This window comes from Rhodopseudomonas palustris (assembly GCF_003591005.1).
Taxonomy (GTDB): domain Bacteria; phylum Pseudomonadota; class Alphaproteobacteria; order Rhizobiales; family Xanthobacteraceae; genus Rhodopseudomonas; species Rhodopseudomonas palustris_K.
On the sequence record NZ_QYYD01000002.1, the window covers coordinates 181,824 to 207,437 of the forward strand.

The following is a 25,614-nucleotide window of genomic DNA, read 5'->3' on the forward strand; positions in this document are numbered from 1 at the left end:
CATGACGGAGTTTGCGGCGAACTAAGCGACCTGAACTGACGCTGCGGATTTGTTCGCTTGCGAAGGAAGACTGCGTTAGGCGTCTGCCGTCTCCCGTGTCAGAAACCGCTCGCGTAGCGTCGGCTTGTGCACCTTGCCGGTGGCGTTGCGGGGCAGGGCTTCGACGAAGATCACGCGCTGCGGGCATTTGAAGCGCGCCAGCCGCTCGCGGCAATGTGCGTGCAGCGTCGTCTCGGGTAATTCGTGGCCGCTTTTCACCGCGATGATCGCCACGCCGGTTTCGCCCCATTGCGGATCCGGCGCCCCGATAACAGCCGCTTCGGCGATCTCGGACAGCTGATACAGCACGTCCTCGACCTCGGCCGGATAGACGTTCTCGCCACCCGAGATGTACATGTCCTTGGTGCGGTCGACGATGTAGTAGAAGCCTTCCTCATCGACGCGCGCCGCGTCGCCGGTGTGCAGCCAGCCGTCGGTGAAGCTGGTGCGGTTGGCGTCAGGGCGATTCCAATAGCCGGGCGTAATGTTCGGGCCCTTGACCCAGAGTTCGCCCATCTCGCCGGGCGCGACCAACTCACCGTCCGGCCCGACAATCTTCAACTCCGCATGGAGCACCGGCTTGCCGGCCGAGCCGGCCTTGCGCGCGGCGTCGTCGGCATCCAGCATCAGCACGGCCGGGCTGGTCTCGGTCATGCCGTAGCCCTGCATCAGCACGCAGCCGCGGTCTTGCCAGATCTTCAAGAGCGGCACCGGCATCGGCGCGCCGCCGACGCCGGCAACCTGCAGTCGCGACAAGTCGGTGCTGGCGAACGCCGGATGCTGACACATGAATTGATAGATCGATGGCACGCCGAAGAAATGCGTCAGGCCGATGCTGGCATCGCCGATCAGTCGCAGCGTTTCGGCGGGATCGAACGCGCGCATCAGCAACACCGTGCCGCCGGCGTGCAGCACCGGATTGGTGTAGCAGTTCAGCCCGCCGGTGTGGAACAGCGGCATCACGCAGAGAAACACGGTGCGCTGCGAGATGAAGGTCGGGATGCCGAGATTGACCGCGTTGATGAAGGTCATGCCGTGCGTGATCATGGCGCCCTTCGGTTTGCCGGTGGTACCGGACGTGTACATGATGGTCGAGACGTCATCGAGCGTCACCGCTTCGGTACGAGCGAGCCGGGGCGAGGCGGCGAGCGCGGCCTCATACGGCGCGCCGAATTGCAGCAGACGCGGAATGCTGCACTTGCCCTGCAGCTCGCCGGCCATCGCGACGAAATCATTGTCGTGCGCCAGCACGCGCGGCGCGGCATCGCCGACGATGAAAGCGAGTTCGTGCACCGTCAGCCGCACATTCAGCGGCACGAAGATCGCACCTAAGCGGAAGCAGGCGAACTGCACTTCGAGCGTATCGGAAGTGTTGGCGGCCAGCACCGCGACGCGGTCGCCGCGGCCGACTCCAAGCGTTTGGAGATGCGCAGCGAGCCGATCGACGCGCTCGTCGAGAGCACCGTAACTGTGCCGGCGCTGCGTCGCCAGATCCACCACAGCGGTGCGATCCGGCCGGACCTCGGCATGGTGAGCGATCCAGTCGTAATAGGCGAATGCCATTTCGTGTCCTCCCTCGGCGCCGCCGGCTCTTCTGGCTGGCTGGCTGTTCGCAAGTGAAGTCGGGCGCTTGTGATAAGTCAATCAGCGCCTCCGTCGCTGCAGTGCGGAAACAGCACCGCAGTGTCGGCACATATACCGTCCCCGACAGCTCATTTGATTCGAATATGTGCAGAATGAGTCAGCCACGGCGGTCCGTTCAGTTGCTGATCTGGCGAATAGGCAACGCAAGTTAGTCCGACGTGTGTGGATAAGTGACGGGTGACTGGATTTTGCTGTAGAACCGCCGATACTTTGCCGAAGTGAGTCGGGGTGTCGGTTGTGTCAGTGCATGTGGCGATCTTGAAGGTCTTATCGACCTATCCTGACGGCCTGGCGGCACCCGCGGCCTTGAACGCCGATTTGGCGGTGCTGTCCGGGAGTGTCGATTGGACCAGCCGGATGCGTAGCTATGCGGCTCGGATGCCCGGCCTCGACATCTTTACGCAAGGGCTGGTGGTGCGAGACGGACGTGGTTGGCAGATCACCGCTGCGGGCCGCGCCGTGCTTGATGAGCTCGAAGGCCGGTATCCGGCCAACGCACAGCTCGCTGAGCGAGAGCGGGATCACCAACCGGCGGCCGGGTCCACGCCGCTCGAGCCGGATCAGCACCAGCTCGAATTGGCAGCGGTCACGCAGCCGCGGCCGCAACTGACGGTCATCCAGGGTGGGCGAGTCCAGCTACGCAAAGATCTGGCTGCCGGAAAAGGCAGCCTGCCGAAGGGGGCTGCGCTGCGGCCCTAGCTGGATGCAGGCGGTGCGAGGCCGCAGCGTTCTGGCATGAAGATCGCGCCTGCTACTTCCTACGAAGCCTCGACGGCCGGGCAAGCGGACGCGCGACGCGGTCCGGGCTGCGTCACCTCGCCGCAGTCTCAATCGTCATCGTTAGCCAGATGCGAGCTGAGCTTTTCAATTGCGCTGGTCGTGGGCGGTAAACCCTGAAATTCACGAATTGCCTGCGCCAACTCGTAGTCCGACATCGGCTTGACCGGCTGTTTGAGCCGGCCCTGCGCCAGGGAATCGGCGATCAGATCGAGATGTTCGCTCGGCCCGTCGAACAGGCGGCGAATGCGGTCGAGGAATTGGCGATAGGGCAACGAGCGGTCTCCATCGTGGCGTATGAAAGTCGGCTGTCTCCAGGCCAACTTCTGTTGGCGACAAGCTCGGCCTCATGAAACCCGCTCACGTTCCAGGAGTTTAGTGCTGCAGAGCACTCATCGACGTATCAAATGATACTGTTCTGCAACGGAGACATGCGTGGAGCGCATCCATCGGATCCTGATCGACAAACTCAGGGAGCATAGCCAGATCAGCGACGAGGATGCAGTCGCGATTCAGTCGCTGAGTTTCACGGTCTGCGAGCTGGGCCGTAACGAAGACTTCATCCACCAGGGTGACGCTGCCAAGGTCTCGGCGCTTGTCGTCGAAGGCATGGTGGCGCGCTATCACCTGCTGACGAACGGCCGCCGCCAATACCTCTCGTTTCATCTTGCTGGCGACATGCCGGACTCGCAGACGCTATTTCTCGACCGGATGGATCACGCCGTATGTTCGATCGGCTCTGCCGTGGTGGCATCGATCCCGCACAAGCAGCTGACGCGACTGTTCGAGACCCACCCTCAGGTCGGTTTCGCGGTGTGGCGGGAAACGCTGATCGACGCCGCAATCTTCCGCGAGGCCATCACCAACAACAGCTCGCGCGACATGGCCGCCCGAATGGCTCACCTGTTCTGCGAGCTCTTCTACCGCGCTCAGGCGTCACGGCTGACGCGCGGAAACGTGATGTCGCTGCCGATTGGCCTGGCGCAGCTCGGCGAGACGCTGGGCATGGCGATTGCGACGGTCAACCGTACCCTTGCCGAGCTCCGGAACGCTCAGGCGATTGAATTCCGCGGCGGCGAGCTCGAGGTGCTGGACTGGCCCCGTCTGGCGCAGATCGGCCAGTTCGACCCCAGCTATCTGCATCTGGTGAAAGTGCCGGAGGTGACGACGGACGCTTGAGGCTAACTCCGCCGTGGTCTGCTGCGATTTCCGCTGCAGCGCAGCATTGCGCGCAGGCCATTGAGGGGCCGACCGTTCTCAAGTAAGGCTGTTGCCAGATCATCATGGCAACGGTTCGTCCTCTCGGGTGTTGACCGCAATTGCGGCCCCGAGCTGATGGCGAACATCTCACGGACATTTTTCTCATGCCTGCGTATCGATCCCGAACGACGACCCACGGCCGCAACATGGCCGGCGCACGCGGCCTGTGGCGCGCCACCGGCATGAAGGACAGCGATTTCGGCAAGCCGATCATCGCGGTGGTCAATTCGTTCACGCAGTTCGTGCCTGGCCACGTCCATCTCAAGGACCTTGGCCAGCTGGTCGCGCGCGAGATCGAAGCGGCCGGCGGCGTCGCCAAGGAGTTCAACACCATCGCGGTCGACGACGGCATCGCGATGGGCCACGACGGCATGCTGTATTCGCTGCCGTCGCGCGAACTGATCGCCGACAGCGTCGAGTACATGGTCAATGCGCACTGCGCCGACGCGATGGTGTGCATCTCCAACTGCGACAAGATCACCCCCGGCATGCTGATGGCCGCGATGCGGCTCAACATCCCCGCCGTGTTCGTCTCCGGCGGCCCGATGGAAGCCGGCAAGGTGGTGCTGAAGGGCAAGACTCATTCGGTCGACCTGATCGACGCCATGGTCGCCGCTGCCGACAGCAGCATGAGCGACGAAGACGTGCAGACGATGGAGCGCGGGGCGTGCCCGACCTGCGGCTCGTGCTCGGGCATGTTCACCGCCAATTCGATGAACTGCCTCACTGAGGCGCTCGGCCTGTCGCTGCCCGGTAACGGTTCGGTGCTCGCCACCCACGCCGACCGCAAGCGGCTGTTCGTCGAGGCCGGCCACACCATCGTCGATCTGGCGCGCCGCTATTACGAGAACGACGACGCCTCGGTGCTGCCGCGTAACATCGCGAGCTTCAAGGCGTTCGAGAACGCCATGACGCTCGACATCGCGATGGGCGGCTCGACCAACACGGTGCTGCATCTGCTCGCCGCGGCGCGCGAGGCCGAACTCGACTTCTCGATGAGCGACATCGACCGGCTGTCGCGCCGGGTGCCGTGTCTGAGCAAGATCGCGCCCTCGGTGTCCGACGTGCACATGGAAGACGTGCACCGCGCCGGCGGCATCATGGCGATCCTCGGCGAGCTCGACCGCGCCGGCCTGCTCGACACGTCATGCCCGACCGTGCACAGCGAGACGCTCGGCGCCGCGCTGGCGCGCTGGGACATCCGCCAGAGCAACAGCGAGGCGGTGCGCACCTTCTTCCGCGCCGCGCCGGGCGGCGTGCCGAGCCAGACCGCGTTCAGCCAGGACCGCCGCTACGACGAGCTCGACCTCGACCGCCAGAACGGCGTGATCCGCGACGCCGAGCACGCCTTCAGCAAGGACGGCGGTCTCGCGGTGCTGTACGGCAATATCGCGCTCGACGGCTCGATCGTGAAAACGGCCGGCGTCGATGCGTCGGTGCTGGTGTTCTCGGGGCCCGCCAAGGTGTTCGAAAGCCAGGACGACGCGGTGTCGGCGATCCTGACCAACAAGATCGTTGCCGGCGACGTCGTGGTGATCCGCTACGAAGGTCCGCGTGGCGGCCCGGGCATGCAGGAGATGCTGTATCCGACCAGCTACCTGAAATCGAAGGGCCTCGGCAAAGCCTGCGCGCTGATCACCGACGGCCGCTTCTCCGGCGGCACCTCGGGCCTGTCGATCGGCCACGTCTCGCCGGAAGCGGCGGAGGGCGGCCTGATCGGCCTGGTACGCAATGGTGATCGGATCTCGATCGACATCCCGAACCGCAGCATCTCGCTCGACGTCTCCGACGCCGAGCTCGCTAAGCGCGCCGAGGAAGAGAACGCCCGCGGCGATGCCGCCTGGACGCCGAAGGATCGCAAGCGCGTCGTCTCCGCCGCGCTGCAGGCCTACGCGGCCCTCACCACCAGCGCCGCCAACGGCGCCGTCCGCGACGTCAGCCGCAGGCTGGGACGGAAGTAACAACGGCCCGAGTTGACGGGCTTTTGCAGTGTTTCAAGTCCTGATGAGTTGCGTCATGGCCGGGCTTGTCCCGGCCATCCACGCCTGTTCCGCGTTCCCCTCAGCAAGGCGTGGATGCCCGGCACGAGGCCGGGCATGACGGGTTGAGGCGTCAGTGTCCCAAGTCAGTGGCCGCAGTGTCGGTCAGACTGTCGGGATGACGATGCTGCGCGCGAATCGAAATCGGTGTCGCGAGTTCACCCCGACTTCCGCAAACTCACCGGCTGATTGCGGCTCGTCTGATACGCGCGCAGCGCTTCGCCGAAGGCGAGGAAGATGGCGCGGTTGATCGGGTTGTGCTGCGGATCGTATTCGGCATGCCATTGCACGCCCAGCGCGAAGCCGGGCGCACCCTCGATCCGGATCGCCTCGATGGTGCCGTCCTCGGCGATGCCTTCGATCACCACCCGGCCGCCGGGCTCGAGGATGCCCTGGCCGTGCAGGGAATTCACCCGGACAACGTCGCGGCCGAACAGCCTGGAGAACACGCCGTCGGGCTTGAGCTGAACGTCGTGGCGATCGGCGAACACCACGGTGGCGTCGGGGTGGATCTCGCCGTTTTCCAGCCGCGGCATGCGGTGGTTCATCCGGCCCGGGATCTCGCGGATTTCCGGATGCAGCGAACCGCCGAACGCGACGTTCATCTCCTGCAGGCCGCGGCAGATGCCGAGCAGCGGGATGCCGCGCTCGACGCAGGTCCGCACCAGCTGCAGCGCCAGCCCGTCCCGGGCCTCGTCATACGGCTCGTGCTTCGGGTTGGGCTCGGTGTTGAAATGAGTCGGATGGACGTTGGCGCGCCCGCCGGTGAGCAGGACGCCGTCGACGATCTCGAGCAGTTCCTCGATCTCGGTGATCTCCGGACAGCCGGCGAACATCAGCGGCAGCGCGTTGGCGACTTCCGAGACGGCGCGCAGATTGCGCTCGCCGACGTGCTGGACTGCAAACCGATTATCGACGAGATGGGCGTTGCCGATCACGCCGACCACCGCTCTGCGCCTCATTCCAGTCCTCCTCGCCATATGTCTGGACCATACAGCCAAAGTCACGAAAATCGAACACAAGGGTGGTGCCGAATTCGGTGGCCTGCTCTGCGCTGGGCAAGACTTGGGCCAATGCGTAGAACCGGGCCGCGCCCGCCGCACGTCGGCTCCCTACGGCGTGCGCCTTCATTCTATCACTATGCCCGAACAGGTGTGGCTCGCGTCATGTTGGAGGAGCTCGTGTCGGACGGGGGCGATCGGTGAGCGTGGGGTCCGGTGCGGAGGCGCAGGCTGCCGGTGCGCCCGCGCCTGCAGCCAGCGGGGCGTGGCGGCTGCCGGCCGGCTTCCGGAATTTCGTCCGGACCCGCGAAGTCGGGCTGGTGCTGGTCGCGGTGGTGATCGGGCTGTTGTCGGGCCTGCTGGTCGCGATCATCTGGCGTGCCAGTGAATTCGCCCACGCCATCCTGTTCAGCATCCCATACGGCACGCGGCTCAGCGCCAACGGCGTCATCCCCTGGCAGCGCATCGTGCTGGTGCCGCTGTGCGGTGGCCTGTTGCTGGCGGTGATCAGCGCGTTCTATGTGCAGCGCTTCAAGGGTCAGCTCGCCGACGCCATCGAAGCCAACGCGCTGTATGGCGGGCGGGTGTCGATGCGCGGCAGCCTGCTGATCTCGCTGCAAACGCTGCTGTCCAACGGCTGCGGCGCGTCGGTCGGTCTGGAAGCGGGCTACACCCAGATCTGTGCGGCGTTCAGCTCGCAGATCGGCAAGCGTCTGGCTGCGCGCCGCGCCGACATGCGGCTGCTGGTGGCCTGCGGCGCGGCCGGTGCGATCAGCGCGGCCTTCACGGCGCCGCTCGCCGGTGCGTTTTTCGCGTTCGAGGTCGTGCTCGGCGCCTACACGTCAGCCAGCCTCGTGCCGGTGATCGCCAGCTCGGTTGCGGCCTGGCTGGTGATGCGTCAGCTGGTGCATCCGTCGTTTCTGGTCGTGCCCGGCGTGCCGTCGCCGGTTTCGGTCGAGATGATCGGGCAGATGATGGTGATTGGCGTGCTGGGCGCGCTGTTCAGCATCGTGGTGATGCTGGCGGTGGCGTTCTCCGAGCGCGCCTTCCAGCGGCTCACCGCGCTGCGGGGGGCGCTGCGCTTCGTGGTCGGAGCGCTGCTGCTGAGCGGGCTCGCGATGCTGACTCCGACCGTCCTCGGCTCCGGCCATGGCGCCATGCAGATCCTGTTGCTGAGCAACCCCACCTGGCTGATGCTTGCCACCACTTTGCTGCTGAAGACCGCCGCCTCGGCGATCTCGCTCGGTGCCGGCTATCGCGGCGGACTGTTCTTCGCTTCGCTGATGCTGGGCGCATTGATCGGCCAGCTTTACAGCACCGTGCTCGGCCCGATCTTTCCGACGTTCGCCCTGCAGCCCGGCACTGCTGCGGTTGCCGGCATGGTCGCGGTGGCGACCGGCGTGCTCGGCGCGCCGTTCAGCATGATCTGTCTGGCGCTCGAACTCACCGGCGATTTCTCCGTCACGGTCGGCGGCGTCGTCGCGGCGTCGGTCAGCGCGATGATCGTGCGCGAGCTGTTCGGCTACAGCTTCGCGACCTGGCGCTTCCATCTACGCGGCGAGGCGATCCGGGGGCCGCAGGATGTCGGCTGGGTCGATCAGATATTTGCGGCAACGTTGATGCGGACGGATTTCGACACGGCCCGCGCCGACCTGCCGATGGCCGAGGCGCAGAAGCTGTTTCCGCCGGGACGCGTCAAGCACCTGGTGCTGCTCGACGCCGACGGCCGCTATGCCGGCGTGGTCGGTTCGCCGGACGTCCACGACATCGACGCGACGGAAGGCGCCACGCTGGCGGGCGTCGCGCAGCAGCACGATCAGTTCCTGTTTCCCAGCAGTAGCATCCGCGACATGCTCGCGGCGTTCGATCGCGGCGAAGTCGACATTCTCGTGGTGATCGACAACGCAGAGGATCGCCGTGTCGTCGGCACCGTCAGCGAGGCGCACGTGCTGCGCACCTATTCCAATGAACTCGAGCGGCGCAATCAGGAATTGTATTTCCGCTGAAGCTGTGACGAATTGATAGGATAACTAACAGCCTTGTCATGCGCTCGCGATTTCGTGCGCAGGGTGCCGAGGCGCCGCCTTACTCGTGACCGATCTCTCGCCTAGCTCTGCAGCGCGCCCGCGGTGGGCGCTCTACGGAGAAAATGATGCCGCACCACGACGAAATCGCCCTCTCGGGCGTGATCCAGCACGTCTTCGCTCACCGGTTTACGCTGCAAGCACACGGCGAAACCCATCTCGCAGACCTCGGCCCAAAAGGCGCCGAAGCGTTTCCGCTCAGCGCCGGACTTGAAGTGAAGCTGGAGGGCGAACGCCGCCCCTCCGAAATCAAAGTGACGCGAATTGCGGCGCAGGGCCGGGATGCCGTGCTCATCCATCACAAGAAGCCGCATCACCCGCCGGGTCATCGTCACCCGGACCTGCCGGCCGATCCGCACCGTGTGCTTGTGGTCGTCGAGGAAGCCGGCTGGAGCCCGAAGGGGCAGCCGCAGCGCAAGCCGAAACACTTCGAAGTCCTGGCGCGGCAGGGCCGCGGTCCGTGGACCGAGCTGCACGTCGACTTCGCCGGCACGATCTACAAGCAGAAGCCGGCCGACGCGGCCAAGTGGTCGCTGTGAGCTGAGTAAATCTCGGGGCAGCGCACTGGCGGTTCTATTTCTATAAGACTTAGAGCCGGCACAAGTGGCGTCGCCACAAGCACAAACCTCATGGCGAGGATCCTCAGAGCCTGACCGAAATTTGCCCCTTTCGGTTTCAGCCAGTTCCGTCTCCACGCGTCATGCCCGGCCTTGTGCCGGGCATCCACGCCTTGCTGACGGGGACGCAGGAAAGGCGTGGATGGCCGGGACAAGCCCGGCCATGACGGAGTCTGTGAGCAAATCAAGCGAATTGGAAATTGACTGTGATCTCGGCCCGAGTTTCCGGCCAGGCTCCCGGGATGACCACCCAATGCAGGTGGGGATGCCAGGAGCGCCTCGATCGATCGATGAACCGCGCTAAGCGCTGCCCGTTAGCTTGCTAACAATGTGATTACCCCACCTTGGCGAGATCCGCCATATAGGCGCGCCAGCCGCCGAAATGCGTGATGTCTCGCGCGCCGTCCAGCGCCGCTGGTTCCACCAGGAAGCCTTTGACCATCGTGCCGTCGGCGAGCGTGATCGTGCCGATCGACAGCGGCTGCGGAATTGCGGCGACGAAGCGGCCGAATGCGGCCGGCGACAGCGTCCAGACTTCCACCGCGATCGCCGCGCCTGCGCCCGTAGCAACGCGCAGCATGCCGGGCTTCGGCGGCACCGTGCCTTTCAGGGCATACAGCTTGTAGTCGGCTGCAGTCTCGGTGGCGCTCATCAATGTGCCGTCGAGATTCGTCAGTTCGCTGTTGAGCGCCATGCCGGAGAGATGTGCGCCGACCACCGCGATGTTGATGCCCTCGGCGGTGGGCGCGGCTTTGACGGCCGCCAGCGCCGGCTGCGGCTTTCCCGTCGCGCCGAGCGGCAGGGCGGTGTCGGCATGGAAGATGCGGCCGATACTGGCGAGCTCCGCATCGCGTCCGCCCGGCGCCAACAGCGTGATGCCGAATGGTAACCCGTTCGCACCGATAGATGCCGGCACCGCGAGACCGCAGAGATCGAGCAGGTTGACGAAGTTGGTGTACGTCCCCAGCCGACTGTTGAGCGTGATCGGATCTGCCAGCACCTGGTCGACCGTGTAGATTGTCGGCGCGGTGGGCAACACCAGCGCGTCGAAACCCGCGAAGGTCTGGTCCGCGATCTTGCGCAAGGCCTGCAAGCGATAAAGGGCGGCGAACGTATCAGCCGCGCTGACGGTCTTGCCGCCGAGCGTGATTTGGCGCGTCACCGGATGTAGGGCGTCGGGGGTCGAGTCGATCAGCTCGCGGATCGCCAGATAGCGTTCCGCCACCCAAGGTCCTTCATAGAGCAGCCGTGCAGTCTCATAGAGCGGCTCGATATCAACCTCGATCAACTCGGCCCCGAGCCTCGTCCAGCGCTGCAGCGCGGCCGCGTAGGCCGCCTCAGCCTGCTGATCGCCGAAGAACTGCAACTGGCCGCTGCGCGGAACGCCGAGCTTCAGCCTGTCCGGCTTCGTCGTCAGCGGCGCAACCGGCCGCTCGCGCGAATAGGCATCGTTGGGATCAGGATAACCCAGCACGCGCAACGCCGCGACGGCATCGTCGACCGTCAGCGCGAAGATCGAGATGCAATCCAGCGTGCGGCAGGCCGGCACCAGGCCAGTGCTCGAAATCAGTCCGAGGCTCGGCTTGAGGCCGACGATGTTGTTCAGCATCGCCGGCACGCGGCCGGAGCCGGCGGTGTCGGTGCCGAGCGACAGCGGCACCAGGCCGGCGCCGACAGCGACCGCCGAGCCCGAACTCGATCCGCCGGGCACCAGATCGGCGCGCATCGCATTGCGCGGGATGCCGTAAGGCGAGCGCACGCCGACCAGGCCGGTGGCGAACTGATCGAGATTGGTCTTGCCGATCACGATCGCGCCGGCTGCACGCAGCCGCGCCACCGCAGTGGAGTCCTGCGCCGGCTGATACGCGAAGGCCGGGCAGGCGGCGGTGGTCGGCAGGCCGGCGACGTCGATATTGTCCTTCACCGCGACCGGCACGCCGTACAGCGGCAGCGACGGATCCTTGGCGGCGAGGGCGACCGCTTCGGCGATCGCGTCGGCTTCGTCGCGCAGCGTGATGAAGATCGCCGGGTCGCCGTGGGCGCGGATGCGTTGATAGCAGCGTGCGACGGTCTGCGCCGGCGTGGCGGTGCCGGCGCGATGCGCGGCGACGATTTCGGCGATGGTTTCGGTCACGTCATTCTCCGCTTACACCGACACGGCGTAGATTTCGTATTCGTCGCGTACCAGCTCGATGTGGCTGCGCATCGCCGCCGCCGCGCCGGCCCGATCGCCGCGCATGATCGCGACGACGACGCGGTCGTGCTCGGCATGCGATTTCGCCAATCGGCCGAGATTGCGGAACTGCGCCCGCCGGAACGGCTGCACGCGCACCCGCGTCGCCAGCGTGATCTCGGCGATGTAGTCGTTGTGCGAGCCGGCGTAGATCGCGTTGTGAAAGTTTTGGTTGACTTCGTGAAAGCGCTCGGGATTGCCGTGGTGGCTGAGCTGGCGCAATTCGGCGTGGATCGCTTCGAGATCACGTCGCTCCAGCGGCGACATCCGCTCGGCCGCAAAGCCGGCGCACATCGCTTCCAGTTCAGCCATCGCCTCGAACATGCCGGTGAGCCGTTCGAACGAGGGGCGTGCGACCACCGCGCCGTGATGCGGTCGCGATTCGACGAGGCCGCTGGCAACGAGCTGCCGCAGCGCCTCGCGCACCGGCGTGCGCGAGACCTTGAAGCGGGCGGCGATCTCGGTCTCGTCGAGCGGAGCGCCGGGCGCCAGTGTGCCGCGGACGATTTCGTCGGCGAGTTGCAGGCGCAGCTCTTCGGCACGCGTCGTCTTGCCGATCACCGCGGCCGGCCTCTTGGCTACGGTCGTGCCTGGCGGTTGTACGGCGATACGAGGCAGGGGGAGCGGATCGAGGCTCATGACGTTGCCGGCGGCTCGTCGATGACGCTGACATGAGCGGCGACGATGCGCCAGCCTTCGGGGAAGCGGATCCAGGTCTGCATCTGCCGACCGACCTTGCCGGGCGCGTTGTCCCGATAGAACAAGGTGGACGCCACCGCGGTGTCGCGACCGTAGGAACTGATCACCGTGCGCGCGGTGCGGCGCATCAGCCCGACCGGCGAGCGCCCGGAACGAAAATTCTGGATCTCGTCATAGCCGTAGAGGTTCTCGCCCATGCCGTAGCGCAGCGTGCGCGGATCATTGCGGAACAGCTCGCCGAGAACGGCGACGTCGTTGGTCACCAGCGCAGTCTCGTAGCGGGCGAAGGCCTCGCCGACTTCGGCGAGTACGTCGGGCAGATCGATGTCCATCTCAGAATCCATTCAGAAGGTTTGCGGGCGTAGCGCGCGGGCGACGCCGGTTTGTTCGAGCGCATGCGCGACGCGCAGCGCGATATCTTCGCGCCACGGCGCGGCGATGATCTGCACGCCGATCGGCAGCGGCTCGAGCGGGATCGGCACCGCCACCACGGGCAGGCCGATGAACGAGATCGGCTGGGTGTGAATGCCGATATTGGCGCGCACCGGCAGCTCGACGCCGTCGAGCACAAAGGTTTGCTGTCCGAGCTTCGGCGCCGTGCAGGGCGTCGCCGGCGCGATGATGACGTCGACGTCCTTGAACAGTTCGAGCACACGCGCGCGATACCAGCGGCGGAATTTCTGGGCGCGGTCGACCAGCGGCGCCGGGATCATCGCGCCGGCGATCAGCCGGTCGCGGACCGCCGGATCGAAATCATTCGGCCGCTGCCGAAGTCGGTCGAGATGCAGCGAAGCGCCTTCGACCGTGGTGATGACGAACGCCGCGGCGCGGGCGCGCGCCGCTTCCGGCAGCTCGACGGTGGTGGTGATCGAGAGGGCTTTGGCGACGCGGTCGATGGCCTCGCGCGCTTCGGGAAACAGGTTCTGGGCGAAGTAACCGCCGGCACGGGCGATGCGCAGGCCATCCAGGCCTTGCGCCAGCGAAGCGGAGACGGGCTGAAGCAGGCGCTCCGCGCAGCCGGCATCGCCGGCGTCGTGGCCCTGCATGGCGTCGTAAGCCAGAGCGAGGTCCGCGGTGCTGCGCGCGAACGGACCGAGATGATCGAAGCTGGCGACGAACGGAAAGCTGCGGCTGCGCGGCAGTCGTCCATAGGTCGGCTTCAGCCCGAAGATGCCGCAGAACGACGACGGCACGCGGATCGAGCCGTTGGTATCGGAGCCGAGCGCCAGCGGCACCTCGCCGCCGCCGACCGCGGCGCCGGAGCCGCCGGAGGAGCCCCCGGTCATCCGCGTCGGGTCGTGCGGATTGCGCGACGGACCGTCGTGGACGTTCTCGCCGGTGAAGTCGTAGGCGTATTCGCCCATGTTGAGCGCCCCGATCAGCACGGCGCCCGCGGCTTCCAGCCGCTCGATCAGCACGGCGTCGCGGGGTGCGGGCGGTAGGTCGCGATTAATCTTCGAACCGGCGCGCGTCGGTAGCCCCTCGACATCGAACAAATTCTTCACCGCGAACGGCACGCCGGCGAGCGGGCCGACGCTGTCGCCACTGGCAAGCGCGGTGTCGATCGCGGAAGCACGCTTGCGCGCTCGCTCGGCGACGATATCGGTGAAGGCGTTGAGTGTGCCATCCGCCTTGCCGATCCGCGCCAGCGCGGCCTCGGTGGCGGCGAGCGCGGTGAGCGTCTTTGCCTTGACGGCAGCGGCGATCTCGGCGGCGGTCATCCAGTCGCTGGACATCGAAGGTTTCACCTCAGGCACTGAACACGCTCGCCGGCTCGGTCTCGTCGGGCAGCGCGAACTCATCGACCTGCCGCGCCAGCTTCAGCGAGATTTCGAGATTGCCGCGCACGGCGGGCTTCCAGGCCGGGTCGATGGCCAGGCCGAGGGCGGAGCCGACGGCGTCGATGTAGCTATCAAGAGAGTCAGTCAAAGCGAGCCTCGTCAAGATCATCAGCGTTTGTCATTCCGGGGCCGCTCCGCGGCGAGCCCGGAATCCATAACCACCGACAGTGAGTATGGATTCCGGGCCCGCGCCAAGGGGCGCGTCCCGGAATGACGTGGATAGGGTGGGGAAAGATCATCACGTCACCGGCAGCGGCGGGTGCGGGATGGCGGTGAGGAGTTCGCGGGTGTAGGCGTCCTGCGGATCGCCGAGCACTTGTTCGCTGGTGCCCTTTTCGACGATGCGCCCGGCGCGCATCACGATGACGCGGTCGCACAGCAGCCGCACGACGTTGAGGTCGTGCGACACGAACAGATAGCTCATCCCCATCGACTGCTTGAGATCCTGCAGCAGGTTGAGCACCACGGCCTGCACCGACACGTCGAGCGCCGCGGTCGGCTCGTCGAGGATGATCAGCTTCGGCCGCAGCGCGATGGCGCGGGCGATGCCGACGCGGGCTTTCTGGCCGCCGGAGAGCTGATGCGGGAAGCGGTCGAGCAGATCGAGCGGCAGCCCGACCTGGGTGGCCAGCTCCTCGCAGCGCGCCCGCAGCGCCGCGCGGCCCTTGACGTCGCCGAGTTGCAGGATCGGATCGGCGATGGCACGCGCGGCGGTGAAGCGCGGGTTGAGGCTGTCGGTCGGATCCTGAAACACCATCTGGATCGCCTTGCGCTGCGGCAGCCGCGCGAACCGTTGCGGCAGGATCGCACCGATCTCCTCGCCGTCGAAGGTGATCCGCCCCGAGGTCTGGTCCAGCAGCCGCATCACCATCATCGAGGTCGTCGACTTGCCGCAGCCGGACTCGCCGACCAGTCCGACGCTCTCACCATGGCCGACCTGAAAGCTGATGCCGTCAACGGCGCGGAAGGCCTCCGGCTCGACAGCAGGGCCGCGCGAAAACAACCGGCTCAACGTCGCGGTGGCGCCCTGGCGGGGATATTCCTTGACCAGCTTTTCGACGACGAGGAGGGGGGCGGAAGTCTTCGAAGTGTCGGCGTCACCCTTTGCACGCTTGCCACTCACACCGTCGTCACCCCCGGGCTTGACCCGGGGGTCCATCACTCTTGGCGAAGATTCGTCCGAAGCGGGATGGATGGCCGGGTCAAGCCCGGCCATGACGGCAACGTTTGCGGCCGCCGCGGTGCTCTCTCCCTCGGGCAGCAAATCCCGCAGCCCGACGCCGAGCCGCGGCGTCGCGCGCATCAGCTTCTTCGTGTATGGATGCTGCGGGTTGGCGAAGATGTCGGCGGCGAGCGCGGTCTCGACGACGCGGCCCTTTTCCATCACCACCACGCGGTCGCAGTAGGCAGCCGCGAGGCCGAGGTCGTGGGTGATCAGGATGGTCGACAGGCCGCGGCTCCGCGTCAGCTCGACGATCAAATCCATCACCGCCTTCTGGGTGGTGACGTCGAGCCCGGTGGTCGGCTCGTCGGCGATGAGTAGCTGCGGATTGCAGGCGAGCGCCAGCGCGATCACCACGCGCTGGCACATGCCGCCGGACAGCTGAAACGGATAAGCGTGGTAGCGCTCTCGCGGCCGCGCGATTTTCACCGCTTCCAGCGCCGCGATCGCCTTCTCGCCGCGATCCGTGGAGGTCGATTGCACGTGCTGGCGCAGCACGTCCTCGATCTGGTCGCCGACCTTGCGGATCGGGTTGAGCGCGGCGCGCGGGTTCTGGAAGATCATCGAGATCTCGCGGCCGCGCAGGTCGCGCATCTGCTGCTCGCTGGCAGCCTTGATGTCGATGCCGCCGAACATCACCGAGCCCTCGGCGATCCTGCCGGCCCGATCAAGAATCCGCATCACCGCGTAGGACGTCACCGACTTGCCGGACCCGGATTCACCGACGATCGCCAGCGTCTCGCCCTTGCCGACGGTGATATCGACATGCTGCACCGCCTTGACGATGCCGCGCCGGGTGGCGAATTCGACGGTGAGGTCGCGGACTTCGAGCAGGGGCCGGGTGGTCATCGAACGCTCCACGTCTCGGTCTGTCGTCCCCGCGAAGGCGGGGACCCATAACCCCTGGTCTCGCGATCGAATGAAGGTGCCGCTATCATCGCAGAACAGTCTCGCTGCGGCGTATGGGTCCCCGCCTTCGCGGGGATGACGAACGTAAGCTCGGGATAGCTCGGCATCACGTCCTCCGCTGCGGGTCAAAGATGTCGCGCAGGCCGTCGCCGAGCAGGTTGAAGCAGAACACGGCGATCATCAGCGCGAGGCCGGGGAATAGCGCGATCCACCATTCGCCCGACACCATGAAGCTCGCGCCTTCCGCGACCATGATGCCCCATTCGGCGGTCGGTGGGCGGACGCCGAGGCCGATGAACGACAGGCCGGCGGCGTTGAGGATGGCGTAGCCCATGGTCAGCGACATCTGCACGATCATGATCGGCATGATGTTGGGCAGGATGTGCACCAGCAGGATGCGCATCTCGCTGTTGCCGGACAGCCGCGCGGCCATCACGAAGCCGGCCTCGCGGCGCACATTGGCCTCGGCGCGGGCGACGCGGGCGTAGAGCGGGAAGTTGACGATCGCGGTGGCGATGATGATGTTCTGCACGGTGTTGCCGAGCGCCGCGACGATGCCCATCGCCAGCACGAACAGCGGGAATGCCATGATGGTGTCGGCGATGCGGCCGACGATGCGGTCGGTCCAGCCGCCGAAGTAACCGGCCGCGATGCCGGCGAGGCCGCCCATCAGGAATACCAGCGCCACCGAGGCCACCGAGATGAACAAATCGAGCCGGGTGGCGACCACGACGCGGCTGAAGATGTCGCGGCCGAGCTGGTCGGTGCCGAACCAGTTGGTCGCCGACGGCGGCTTCAGCGCCTGCGCAGTGTTGCTGGCCAGCGGGTCATAGGGCACGAGGTACGGCCCGAACAGCGCGGCGAACACGATCACCACCAGGAGGCCGAACGCGAAAGCGGTGACGCGATTGTCGCCGAGCACGTAGCGGGTGTGCGCCAGCATATCTCGGAGCGCCGAGCGGCGCACCGGTTTGGCGGCCGAGGTTTCGCCGAGGGGAGGGGCGACGCTGGTCATGGTCATGCTCCTAGCCTTCCAGCCGCACGCGCGGGTCGATCACGCCGTAGAGAATATCGATCACCAGATTGAGCAGCACGTACATCACCGCCATGGTGAGCACGAAGCCCTGCACCGGTGCGAAGTCCGACGCGATCAGCGCCTCGACCGCGTAGGAGCCGATGCCGGGCCAGGCGTAAACTTTCTCGACCAGCACGTTGGCGCCGAGCAGGAACGAGAACACCATGCTGAGCGTCGTGATCACCGGCAGCATCGCGTTGCGGAACGCGTAGGTCATCGTCACCTTGCGCGGCGACAGGCCGCTGGCGCGCGCGGTGCGGACGAAATCCGACGCCAGGATCGCCAGCATCGAAGCGCGCGTCATGCGGGCGATCGGCGCCAGCGAAAAGATCGCCAGCGTCGCGGCCGGCAGCAGCAATTGGCTCAGCGCCGAGCGGAAGGTCTCGAAGTCGCGCGCGATCAGGCTGTCGATTAGATAGAAGCCGGTGACGGTGGTCGGCGCGCTGTAGAACACGTCGAGTCGACCGAGCGGCGCCGGCGCCCAGCCGAGCTTGAAATAGAAGACGTAGACCAGCAGCAGTCCGGTGAAGAACACCGGCAGCGACACGCCCGCGGTGGTGGTGACGCGGCACAGATGATCGATCCACGACCCCGGCCGCGTCGCCGCCATGATGCCGAGCGGGATGGCGATGACGATGGCGATGACGAGACCGAGCAGCGTCAGCTCGGCGGAGGCGGGCAGGCGGTTGCGGATCTCGGTAGCCACCGGTTGGCCGGTGGTGAGCGACTGGCCGAGATCGCCTTGCGCCAGCTCGGTGGTGTAGCGGACGAACTGCTCCGGCAGCGATTTGTCGAGCCCGAGCTTACTGCGGATCTGCTCGATCGCTTCCTTGCTGGCGGCGGGGCCGGCGAAGTAAGCGGCCGGATCGCCGGGGAGGGCGCGGGTCAGCAGGAACGTCACGATCACCACGCCGATCAGGCTCGGGATCGCGAACATCAGGCGCTTGCCGATGAGAGTCAGCATTGATCACTTACTCCAAGTACGCACGGCGCCCGCCGCGCAGCGAAGCTTGCTCCCTCCCCCTTGCGGGGAGGGGTCGGGGGTGGGGGTCCCCAGGCGCTGTGCCTGCGTCGCCCTCACCCCGGCCCTCTCGCGCGAGCGGGAGAGGGGGAAGGAGAGCGCCCACCTCAAACTCAGCCCTTCACCATCGTCCGGTAGTCGAGACGGCGGTGGAACCAATAGGCGAAGCCGCTGACGTTCTTCTGCATCGCGACGTTGAGGTAGGGCTGGTACAGCGGCACGCGCGGGATGTCGGTGAAGGCGAGGTCGACGAAGCCCTTGACGTCGCGGTCGTAGGTAGCGGTGTCGCCGGTCGCGGCGGCGATGCGGCTGCTGTCGATCAGCTTGTCCATCTCGGGCGAGTCGTAGCCCATGGTGTTGAAGATCGACTTGCCGGAGTGATAGCACCAGTAGAAGAAGTATTCCGGATAGTCGAGCCAGCCCGAGAAGATGTTGACGTAGAGCGGCATCACCTTCTTGTTCAGCTCGGTGCGCCAGTTGGCGCCCGGGATCTTGTTGATGGTGCAGCGGATGCCGATCTGCGCCAGGCTCTCCTGGATCAGGATGCACATCGGCTCGTTGACGCCGGCGAAGCCGAGGTCGAAGGAGAGAGTCGTGTCGAACCCGTTCGCGTAGCCGGCCTCGGCCATCAGCGCTTTGGCCTTGGCCATGTCGGTGTTGTACTTGGTCGGCTGCGGCCACTTCACTTCGGTCGGCTTGTCGGCCGCGGCGCCGAACATCGGATTGGCGAGGCCGAACATCACCGCGTCGATGATCTTCTGATACGGCACCGCATAGGCCACCGCTTCGCGTACCTTCGGATTGTTGAACGGCGGCTGGGTGACGTTCATGCCGAGATACTGGATGCCGTTGCTGATCGGCAGCGACACCACGTTGACCTTGCCGTCGCGCTTCATCTCGGCGAAGTCCTGGTTCGGCAATTCATACGAGATGTCGGCGTCGCCGCGCTCCAGCAGCGCACGGCGGTTGCCGGCCTGCGGCACCATGCGCCAGATCACGCGCTTGATCTTCGGCAGCGGGCCGCCGACCCATTTGTCGTTGCGCTCCATGATCACTTCAGTGCCAGCGGTCCACTTCACCACGCGATAGGCGCCCGAGCCGGCGGTGTTCTGCTTGGTGTATTCGAGACCCCAAGGGTCCTTCTCGCTGGCGTTCTTCTTCACCAGTTCGGAATTGACGACGCACGGCACGATCACCGCGAGATCCGGGATCGTCAGCCTGTCCTTGGTGAGAAAGTCGACCCGCACGGTGTGGTCGTCGACGATGACGAACTGCTCGGGCTTGGTGAGCGAGCCGGCGCTCATCTGGAAGGTCGGGAAGCCGCCGACGCTGACCGAGCGGTCGAGCGACCACTTGACGTCCTTGGCGGTGACCGGCGTGCCGTCCTGGAAGGTGGCGTTCTTCTTCAGCTTGAAGGTCGCCGACATGTCGCCGACCACCATGTCTTCGGCGAGTTCGCCCTTGAACTTGTCCTTATCGTAATACGGAACGCCGCCGGGGCCTTCCTTCATCTCGTGGGTGATCAGGCGGTCGTAGCAATTCCAGGACACCTCGTAGCCCGGCACATTGGTGCCGACGCCGTGAATGTCGAGATTGTTCGGGCCGCTCTCCGACACCACCAGAAGCGATTCCGATCGGGCGTCTGCCTTGGCGGCAGACCAGATCGCCGGCGCGGGCACCATGGCGCCGGCGGCAAGGGCGGTGGCGGATTTCAGGAAGTCGCGACGCTTCATACGGGGCTCCGAGGCACAAGGGCTAAGCTCGGAGAAGCGTTCGCAAGGTTCGTGCCAGCTGCTCGCAGGAGCAGGCCACGCTGGCTAAGCGTCGGATCCGACTACCCGAATTGTCGAAATTGGGACCAGAGCGAGCCGCGGCAGGCCGGAGGCTCATTGCATACAATCGAAGAATTATGCCAAAAAATTAAGCAATTATCGACGCGCGCCCAAATTTGTCGATGCCATCCCTGCAGGCGACGGCGAGCGGAGCCGCCATCGCCTGCGAGATCGTTTGGCGCGAGTTTCAGTTGAATTGAGCCGGCTCAACTTGCGGAGCGGCGGTGTAGATCACCTTGTCGGGCGCCGGCTTGGATTCGATGGCACCGGCCGGCCGCACCAGCGGACGCTGGCTGCGGTAGACCTCGAAGGCGTACCAGGCAGCGACCGCTGCGGCGACCAGGCCGACCTGTCCGGCCGGCAGGATCAACGACAGGGCGATCAGGGCGACCGCAATGGTCCCGGCCTTGACGACGCTCTCGCCGTCGGCGAACAGCGCGTTGAACCGCTCCCAGTTCTCGCCCTTCCAGAACGGCGCGGTAAAGCGGTCGAGTCCGAACCGCGTCCACGCGCCGGCGAAGCCGAGTTTGCGAGCCCACATCAGGTACAAGGAGCCCGCGAAGGCGAGCAGCGAAATGGCGGCGCCGACAGGGCCGGCCGCATAGCCAATGACCACGACGAGCGCGGCTGTAAATGCAATGATCCAGTATTGCATCGGGATACCCTTTCACCCGCGTTGCAGGTGCCTTTCCAATTGATTCGTGAGGCGGCATGAGCCGCTGCAAGTATGTGCTGAAATCTGTGAATTCGCCGCAAAAATCTTGACTGCTAATCGATGTGCTGAACTAGCACTTCGGCTAGAGGTAATCGGATATAGTATCAGCGTAATAATGGTGTGCGGCAGGGCGACAACCTGACGCATCGATCGCTGATTTTTATCAGCAATCTTGACGAGCGCGCAGCCGATCAACGCTCCGACGGCGCCGCCTGGGCGCGTAGCGGAGTACTCTCGGCAGCAGCGATCTTGGCGTCGCGCAATCGTTTGACGTCGCGGCTCGCCATGAACGGCATGCCAAGCTTGCGCGCCTTCACCTGGACGGACGAGCGGGCGCGCTTCAAGGCAGCAGCGGCGCGCACCGCCGACGCGCCGCTGGCGATCAATTCTTTGAGCCGCTCGACCTGTTCGTCGTCCCACGGCCGGCACGCATTGGTCTTGGCTGACATCGGCATAAAACATCCCCTCGCTGTGGCTGTGGTGCTGCGGCACCGCGACCGAGAAGCCCGCCTCAATTCGCGGCCAGCATGTCGGGCGGCCAAACTGCCGCAGTCGCGCGACTCATAGCCGCGCCGGCGGGCGTATCTTCAGGGTCCGAAAACAATTTCGAGCGTGATCGAAAGTTCCCCAGCAGTCTGAACTGATTTCTCATCGGTTGGGCGCTGAAGGCATTCTGGTATGTCGCAAACCTGTCATCTGCCGCCGATAGGTGAAGCCGGTGCGGCGGGGGACCTCCTTTCGCGCGCCTGCTCATCGGGGATGATCATGAAGTTTGCTGGTTTCGCCGCGGCGCTGCTGTCGCTGGTCGGTGTCGTCGCGCCCGCCAGGGCTGCGGATGTGATCTGCTATAATTGCCCGCCGCAATGGGCCGACTGGGCCTCGATGCTGAAGTCGGTCAAGACGGACCTCGGCTTCGATATCCCGTTCGACAACAAGAATTCGGGCCAGGCGCTGTCGCAGCTGCTCGCCGAAAGGAGCAACCCGATCGCCGACATCGGCTATTTCGGCGTCAACTTCGGCATCAAGGCGAAGGCGCAGGGTGTTACCCAGCCCTACAAGCCGCAGCATTGGAACGAGGTGCCGGCCGGCCTCAAGGATCCGGACGGCGGCTGGACCGCGATCCACTCCGGCACGCTCGGGCTGTTCGTCAATGTCGATGCGCTCGGCGGCAAGCCGGTGCCGGCGTGCTGGAAAGATCTGTTGAAGCCCGACTACAGGGGCATGGTCGGTTATCTCGATCCGCCCTCCGCGGCGGTCGGCTTTGTCGGCGCGGTGGCAGTCAACCTCGCGCTCGGCGGCAGCGAGACGAATTTTGCCCCGGCGATCGACTTCTTCAAATCGCTGCATGGCAACGACGCGATCGTGCCGAAGCAGACGTCCTATGCGCGCGTCGTGTCCGGCGAAATCCCGATCCTGTTCGACTACGACTTCAACGCCTATCGGGCCAAATACACCGAGAAGGGTAACTTCGCGTTCGTGATCCCGTGCGAGGGATCGGTAGTGTTTCCCTATGTGGTGTCGTTGGTGAAGGACGCGCCGAACGCCGACAAGGCCAGGAAGGTGATGGACTATCTGTTGTCCGACAAGGGCCAGGCGATCTGGACCAACGCTTACTTGCGTCCGGCCCGGCCGATCGATTTGCCCGCCGAGGTCAAGGCGAAGTTCCTGCCGGACAGCGACTACGCCCGTGCCAAGAGCGTCGATTGGGCCAGGATGGAAGCGGGCCAGAAGTCGTTTACCGATCGCTATCTGGCCGAGGTGCGTTGACGCCATCGCAGCAAGATTCGTCAGGCCCAGGCTTGTCCCGCGGCGCCTCCACGCCTTGCAGCGGCCGCGGCGCTGAAGCCGTGCGAACGAGACGTGGATCGCCGGGACAAGCGCGGCCATGGCGAGTCCTCTGAAACCGTCGAAGTCCTCATACGCATCGAACCAAGGCCCAATGTCGCAACGCTCATTCTCGCTGGCCTGCATGTCGCCGCTGCTGGTGCTCACTGCGGCGTTCTTCGTGCTGCCGATGGCACGGCTGGTCGTGGTCGGTGCCGAGGGGCCGCAGGGCGTGGCCGGCTATCTGGCGATCGTGCTGGAGCCGCGCTATCGCGCGACGCTGATCAACACCGTGCTGCTCGCCACGGCGACCACGCTGGCGACGCTGGTGATCGCCACCATCGCGGCGATCTTCCTGCAGCGTCATCGTTTCCCGGGGCGCGCCGTGCTGGTGGCGATGCTGACCTTTCCGCTGGCGTTTCCGGGCGTGGTGATCGGCTTCCTGATCATCCTGCTCGCCGGTCGGCAGGGCGTGATCGGCGACCTGACGCGGCTCGTCACCGGCAGCAAGCTGGTGTTCGCCTATTCGATCTGGGGGCTGTTTCTCGGCTATCTGTATTTTTCGATCCCGCGCGTGATCCTCACCATCATGGCGGCGGTGCAGAAGCTCGACCGCGGCCTCGAGGAGGCGGCGCGCTCGCTCGGCGCCAGCCCCTGGGCGGTGCAGCGCGACGTGGTGCTGCCGGCACTCATGCCGGCGTTCGTCGCATCCGGCGCGATCGCGTTTGCGACGGCCATGGGCGCGTTCGGCACCGCGTTTACGCTGGCGACCAATATCGACGTGCTGCCGATGCTGATCTACACCGAGTTCACTTTGGCAGCCAACTTCGCCACCGCCGCGTCGCTGTCGGTCGGGCTCGGACTGATTTCCTGGGCGATCCTGGCGCTGGCGCGCGCGCTCAGCGGCGGCACAGTCGCGGCGACCGGCTAGGCGATGCAGGGTCGGCTGATCTTCACGGCTCAATTGCTGTTCACGCTGCTGGTCGCGGCGTTCCTGGTGGTGCCGGTGCTGCTGTCGATCACGGCCGGCGTCACCGTGAACTACTTCCGCGGCATCTCGTCGGGACTGACGCTGCAGTGGGTGGCGCAGGTCTGGGATCTTTATGCCGACACCATCGGGCTGTCGTTCATGATCGCGCTCGCGACGCTCGCAGTGACATTGGTAGTCGGCGTGCCGGCCGCCTATGCGCTGCATGTCCGCGGCGGCCGGCTGTCCCGGCTGATCGAGGAAGTGATCACGCTGCCGCTGGCCGTTCCGGGCCTCGCCATAGCCCTGGCGCTGCTGCTGAGCTATGGCGGCGTCGGCAGTTTCCGGCGCTCCTGGCTGTTCATTCTCGCCGGCCATGTCGTGTTCACGATTCCGTTCATGGTGCGCTCGGTGATGGCGGTGTTCGCCACCATCGACATCCGCACGCTCGACGAAGGCGCGGCCTCGCTCGGCGCCTCGCCGCCGCGGCGTTTCGTCGAGGTGATCGTGCCGAACGCGATGCCGGGCATTCTGGCCGGTGCGCTGATGGTGGTGACGCTGTCGCTCGGCGAGTTCAATCTTACCTGGATGCTGCACACACCGCTGACCAAGACGCTGCCGGTCGGCCTCGCCGACAGCTACGCGTCGATGCGGCTCGAGGTGGCGTCCGCCTATACGCTGATCTTCTTCATCATGATCGTCCCGCTGCTGGTGGCGATGCAGCTCCTGGCCGGGCGGGGACCAAAGTCATGACCATCGATACCGGACACGGCGTGTCGGTGCGGATCGAGACCTGCGGCAAGACCTTTGCCGATGGCAGCCGAGCGCTGCAGCCCGCAACGCTGGACATCGCGCGCGGTGAGACGCTGGTGCTGCTCGGTCCCTCCGGCTGCGGCAAGACCACGATGCTGCGGATCATCGCCGGGCTCGAGCAGCCGGACCGTGGCGGCCGGGTGCTGTTTGACGGCGCCGATGTGACGTCGGTTCCGATCGAGAAACGCAATGTCGGCATGGTGTTTCAGTCCTACGCGCTGTTTCCCAACATGACCGTCGCCGAAAACATCGGTTACGGGCTGAAAATCCGCGGTGTCGCCAGGCGCGAGCGTGACATCCGCGTCGCCGAACTGGTGGCGCTGACCAACATCGCCGGGCTGGAGCATCGCCGGATCGATCAGCTTTCCGGGGGCCAGCGCCAACGCGTTGCGCTGGCACGCGCGGTCGCGATACGGCCGGCCGTGCTGCTGCTCGACGAGCCCCTGACCGCGCTGGACGCAGCGCTGCGCGATCGGCTGCGCGGCGAGCTCGATCGGCTGCTGCGCTCGCTCGGCATCACCACCATCTACGTCACGCACGATCAGGCCGAGGCGATGGCGCTCGGCGACCGCATCGTGGTGATGAGCAAGGGCGAGATTGCCCAGGTCGGCGCGCCGCGTGAGATCTACTTCCGGCCGGTCAGCCGCTTCGTCGCCGAGTTCGTCGGCGCGGCCAATATCCTCGAGGCCGAGATCGCGCAGGGCCGGCTGCGCCTGCCGGGCGGCAGCCTCGCAGTCATTGGCGCAGAATCGCAGCCGCGCGCGGTGGCGATGATCCGGCCCGAAACTATCAGCGTGGTGCCCCCGGATCGCGCGATGCTCAGAGGCCGCGTCGACAGTGTCAGCTTCATCGGCGATCGTCTGCGCCTGGCGATTGTCGGCGCAGCCGAAAAGGCGCTGACGATCGAGGCGCCCAACAATCTCGAGATTCGCGCTGGCGACACGGTCGGCCTCGCTGTCGCACCCGAGGCGATCCGGCTGCTGCAAGACGCGATGTGAACAG

23 protein-coding genes are annotated in these 25,614 nt (G+C 65.7%); 9 read left to right on the forward strand and 14 right to left on the reverse strand.

Annotated elements, in window-relative coordinates:
• Nucleotides 1-75 precede the first annotated feature (75 nt).
• Nucleotides 76-1,602, reverse strand: coding sequence for an acyl-CoA synthetase (locus D4Q52_RS02785; protein ID WP_119855013.1), 1,527 nt, complete (start codon nt 1,600-1,602; stop codon nt 76-78).
• Between the two features lie 309 nt (nt 1,603-1,911).
• Between D4Q52_RS02785 and D4Q52_RS02790 the strand changes: the two genes are divergently transcribed.
• Nucleotides 1,912-2,382, forward strand: coding sequence for a hypothetical protein (locus D4Q52_RS02790; protein ID WP_119855014.1), 471 nt, complete (start codon nt 1,912-1,914; stop codon nt 2,380-2,382).
• Nucleotides 2,383-2,510: 128 nt separating this feature from the next.
• Here D4Q52_RS02790 and D4Q52_RS02795 read toward each other — a convergent pair whose 3' ends face one another.
• A complete protein-coding gene (locus D4Q52_RS02795) occupies nt 2,511-2,735 on the reverse strand; it encodes a hypothetical protein (protein ID WP_119855015.1) in 225 nt (74 codons plus the stop codon).
• A gap of 160 nt (nt 2,736-2,895) precedes the next feature.
• Here D4Q52_RS02795 and D4Q52_RS02800 point away from each other — a divergent pair, with 160 nt between their 5' ends.
• A complete protein-coding gene (locus D4Q52_RS02800; RefSeq protein WP_119855016.1) occupies nt 2,896-3,639 on the forward strand; it encodes a Crp/Fnr family transcriptional regulator in 744 nt (247 codons plus the stop codon).
• 185 nt (nt 3,640-3,824) lie between these two features.
• A complete protein-coding gene (ilvD, locus tag D4Q52_RS02805; RefSeq protein WP_119855017.1) occupies nt 3,825-5,681 on the forward strand; it encodes a dihydroxy-acid dehydratase in 1,857 nt (618 codons plus the stop codon).
• A 236-nt stretch (nt 5,682-5,917) separates the two neighbouring features.
• Here ilvD and D4Q52_RS02810 read toward each other — a convergent pair whose 3' ends face one another.
• Entirely contained in the window at nt 5,918-6,721 is an 804-nt protein-coding gene (locus D4Q52_RS02810; RefSeq protein WP_119855018.1) for a gamma-glutamyl-gamma-aminobutyrate hydrolase family protein, read from the reverse strand.
• 239 nt (nt 6,722-6,960) lie between these two features.
• On the opposite strand from D4Q52_RS02810, the gene D4Q52_RS02815 reads away from it, so the two are divergent.
• Nucleotides 6,961-8,766 carry a chloride channel protein gene (locus D4Q52_RS02815; RefSeq protein WP_119855019.1) on the forward strand — a complete coding sequence of 602 codons (1,806 nt, stop codon included), beginning with the start codon at nt 6,961-6,963 and terminating at the stop codon, nt 8,764-8,766.
• A 146-nt stretch (nt 8,767-8,912) separates the two neighbouring features.
• Complete coding sequence (locus tag D4Q52_RS02820; RefSeq protein ID WP_119855147.1) at nt 8,913-9,383, forward strand: hypothetical protein; 471 nt, start codon at nt 8,913-8,915, stop codon at nt 9,381-9,383.
• A gap of 412 nt (nt 9,384-9,795) precedes the next feature.
• Here the strand turns inward: D4Q52_RS02820 and atzF are convergent, their stop codons facing one another.
• From atzF to D4Q52_RS02875, 11 genes are all read right to left on the reverse strand, one after another.
• A complete protein-coding gene (gene atzF, locus D4Q52_RS02825) occupies nt 9,796-11,595 on the reverse strand; it encodes an allophanate hydrolase (protein WP_119855020.1) in 1,800 nt (599 codons plus the stop codon).
• A gap of 12 nt (nt 11,596-11,607) precedes the next feature.
• Nucleotides 11,608-12,333 (reverse strand): GntR family transcriptional regulator, encoded by a 726-nt coding sequence (locus D4Q52_RS02830; RefSeq protein WP_119855021.1) that lies wholly within the window; start codon nt 12,331-12,333, stop codon nt 11,608-11,610.
• Nucleotides 12,330-12,725: an oxalurate catabolism protein HpxZ gene (gene hpxZ, locus D4Q52_RS02835; RefSeq protein WP_119855022.1), complete on the reverse strand. Its 396-nt coding sequence runs from the start codon at nt 12,723-12,725 to the stop codon at nt 12,330-12,332. The genes D4Q52_RS02830 and hpxZ overlap by 4 nt, the downstream gene beginning before the upstream one ends.
• A 12-nt stretch (nt 12,726-12,737) precedes the next feature.
• Complete coding sequence (locus D4Q52_RS02840) at nt 12,738-14,114, reverse strand: AtzE family amidohydrolase (protein WP_182915222.1); 1,377 nt, start codon at nt 14,112-14,114, stop codon at nt 12,738-12,740.
• A 28-nt stretch (nt 14,115-14,142) separates the two neighbouring features.
• Complete coding sequence (locus tag D4Q52_RS02845) at nt 14,143-14,343, reverse strand: DUF4089 domain-containing protein (protein ID WP_119855024.1); 201 nt, start codon at nt 14,341-14,343, stop codon at nt 14,143-14,145.
• Nucleotides 14,344-14,472: 129 nt separating this feature from the next.
• The gene (locus tag D4Q52_RS02850; protein ID WP_119855025.1) at nt 14,473-16,305 is read right to left on the reverse strand and encodes a dipeptide ABC transporter ATP-binding protein; all 1,833 of its coding nucleotides are present in this window, start codon (nt 16,303-16,305) and stop codon (nt 14,473-14,475) included.
• 166 nt (nt 16,306-16,471) lie between these two features.
• Complete coding sequence (locus D4Q52_RS02855; protein WP_119855148.1) at nt 16,472-17,380, reverse strand: ABC transporter permease; 909 nt, start codon at nt 17,378-17,380, stop codon at nt 16,472-16,474.
• A gap of 10 nt (nt 17,381-17,390) precedes the next feature.
• A complete protein-coding gene (locus D4Q52_RS02860) occupies nt 17,391-18,404 on the reverse strand; it encodes an ABC transporter permease (protein WP_119855026.1) in 1,014 nt (337 codons plus the stop codon).
• Nucleotides 18,405-18,574: 170 nt separating this feature from the next.
• Entirely contained in the window at nt 18,575-20,194 is a 1,620-nt protein-coding gene (locus tag D4Q52_RS02865; protein WP_119855027.1) for an ABC transporter substrate-binding protein, read from the reverse strand.
• Nucleotides 20,195-20,480: 286 nt separating this feature from the next.
• A complete protein-coding gene (locus D4Q52_RS02870) occupies nt 20,481-20,948 on the reverse strand; it encodes a hypothetical protein (RefSeq protein ID WP_119855028.1) in 468 nt (155 codons plus the stop codon).
• A 251-nt stretch (nt 20,949-21,199) separates the two neighbouring features.
• Nucleotides 21,200-21,463, reverse strand: coding sequence for a hypothetical protein (locus D4Q52_RS02875; protein WP_119855029.1), 264 nt, complete (start codon nt 21,461-21,463; stop codon nt 21,200-21,202).
• A gap of 310 nt (nt 21,464-21,773) precedes the next feature.
• Between D4Q52_RS02875 and D4Q52_RS02880 the strand changes: the two genes are divergently transcribed.
• The 4 genes from D4Q52_RS02880 to D4Q52_RS02895 all read left to right on the forward strand — a co-directional run bounded on the left by D4Q52_RS02880 (nt 21,774) and on the right by D4Q52_RS02895 (nt 25,610).
• Nucleotides 21,774-22,775 (forward strand): ABC transporter substrate-binding protein, encoded by a 1,002-nt coding sequence (locus tag D4Q52_RS02880; protein WP_119855149.1) that lies wholly within the window; start codon nt 21,774-21,776, stop codon nt 22,773-22,775.
• Between the two features lie 172 nt (nt 22,776-22,947).
• Entirely contained in the window at nt 22,948-23,763 is an 816-nt protein-coding gene (locus tag D4Q52_RS02885) for an ABC transporter permease (RefSeq protein ID WP_119855030.1), read from the forward strand.
• A gap of 3 nt (nt 23,764-23,766) precedes the next feature.
• The gene (locus tag D4Q52_RS02890; RefSeq protein ID WP_119855031.1) at nt 23,767-24,552 is read left to right on the forward strand and encodes an ABC transporter permease; all 786 of its coding nucleotides are present in this window, start codon (nt 23,767-23,769) and stop codon (nt 24,550-24,552) included.
• Nucleotides 24,549-25,610: an ABC transporter ATP-binding protein gene (locus D4Q52_RS02895; protein ID WP_119855032.1), complete on the forward strand. Its 1,062-nt coding sequence runs from the start codon at nt 24,549-24,551 to the stop codon at nt 25,608-25,610. The genes D4Q52_RS02890 and D4Q52_RS02895 overlap by 4 nt, the downstream gene beginning before the upstream one ends.
• The last annotated feature ends 4 nt before the right edge of the window (nt 25,611-25,614 follow it).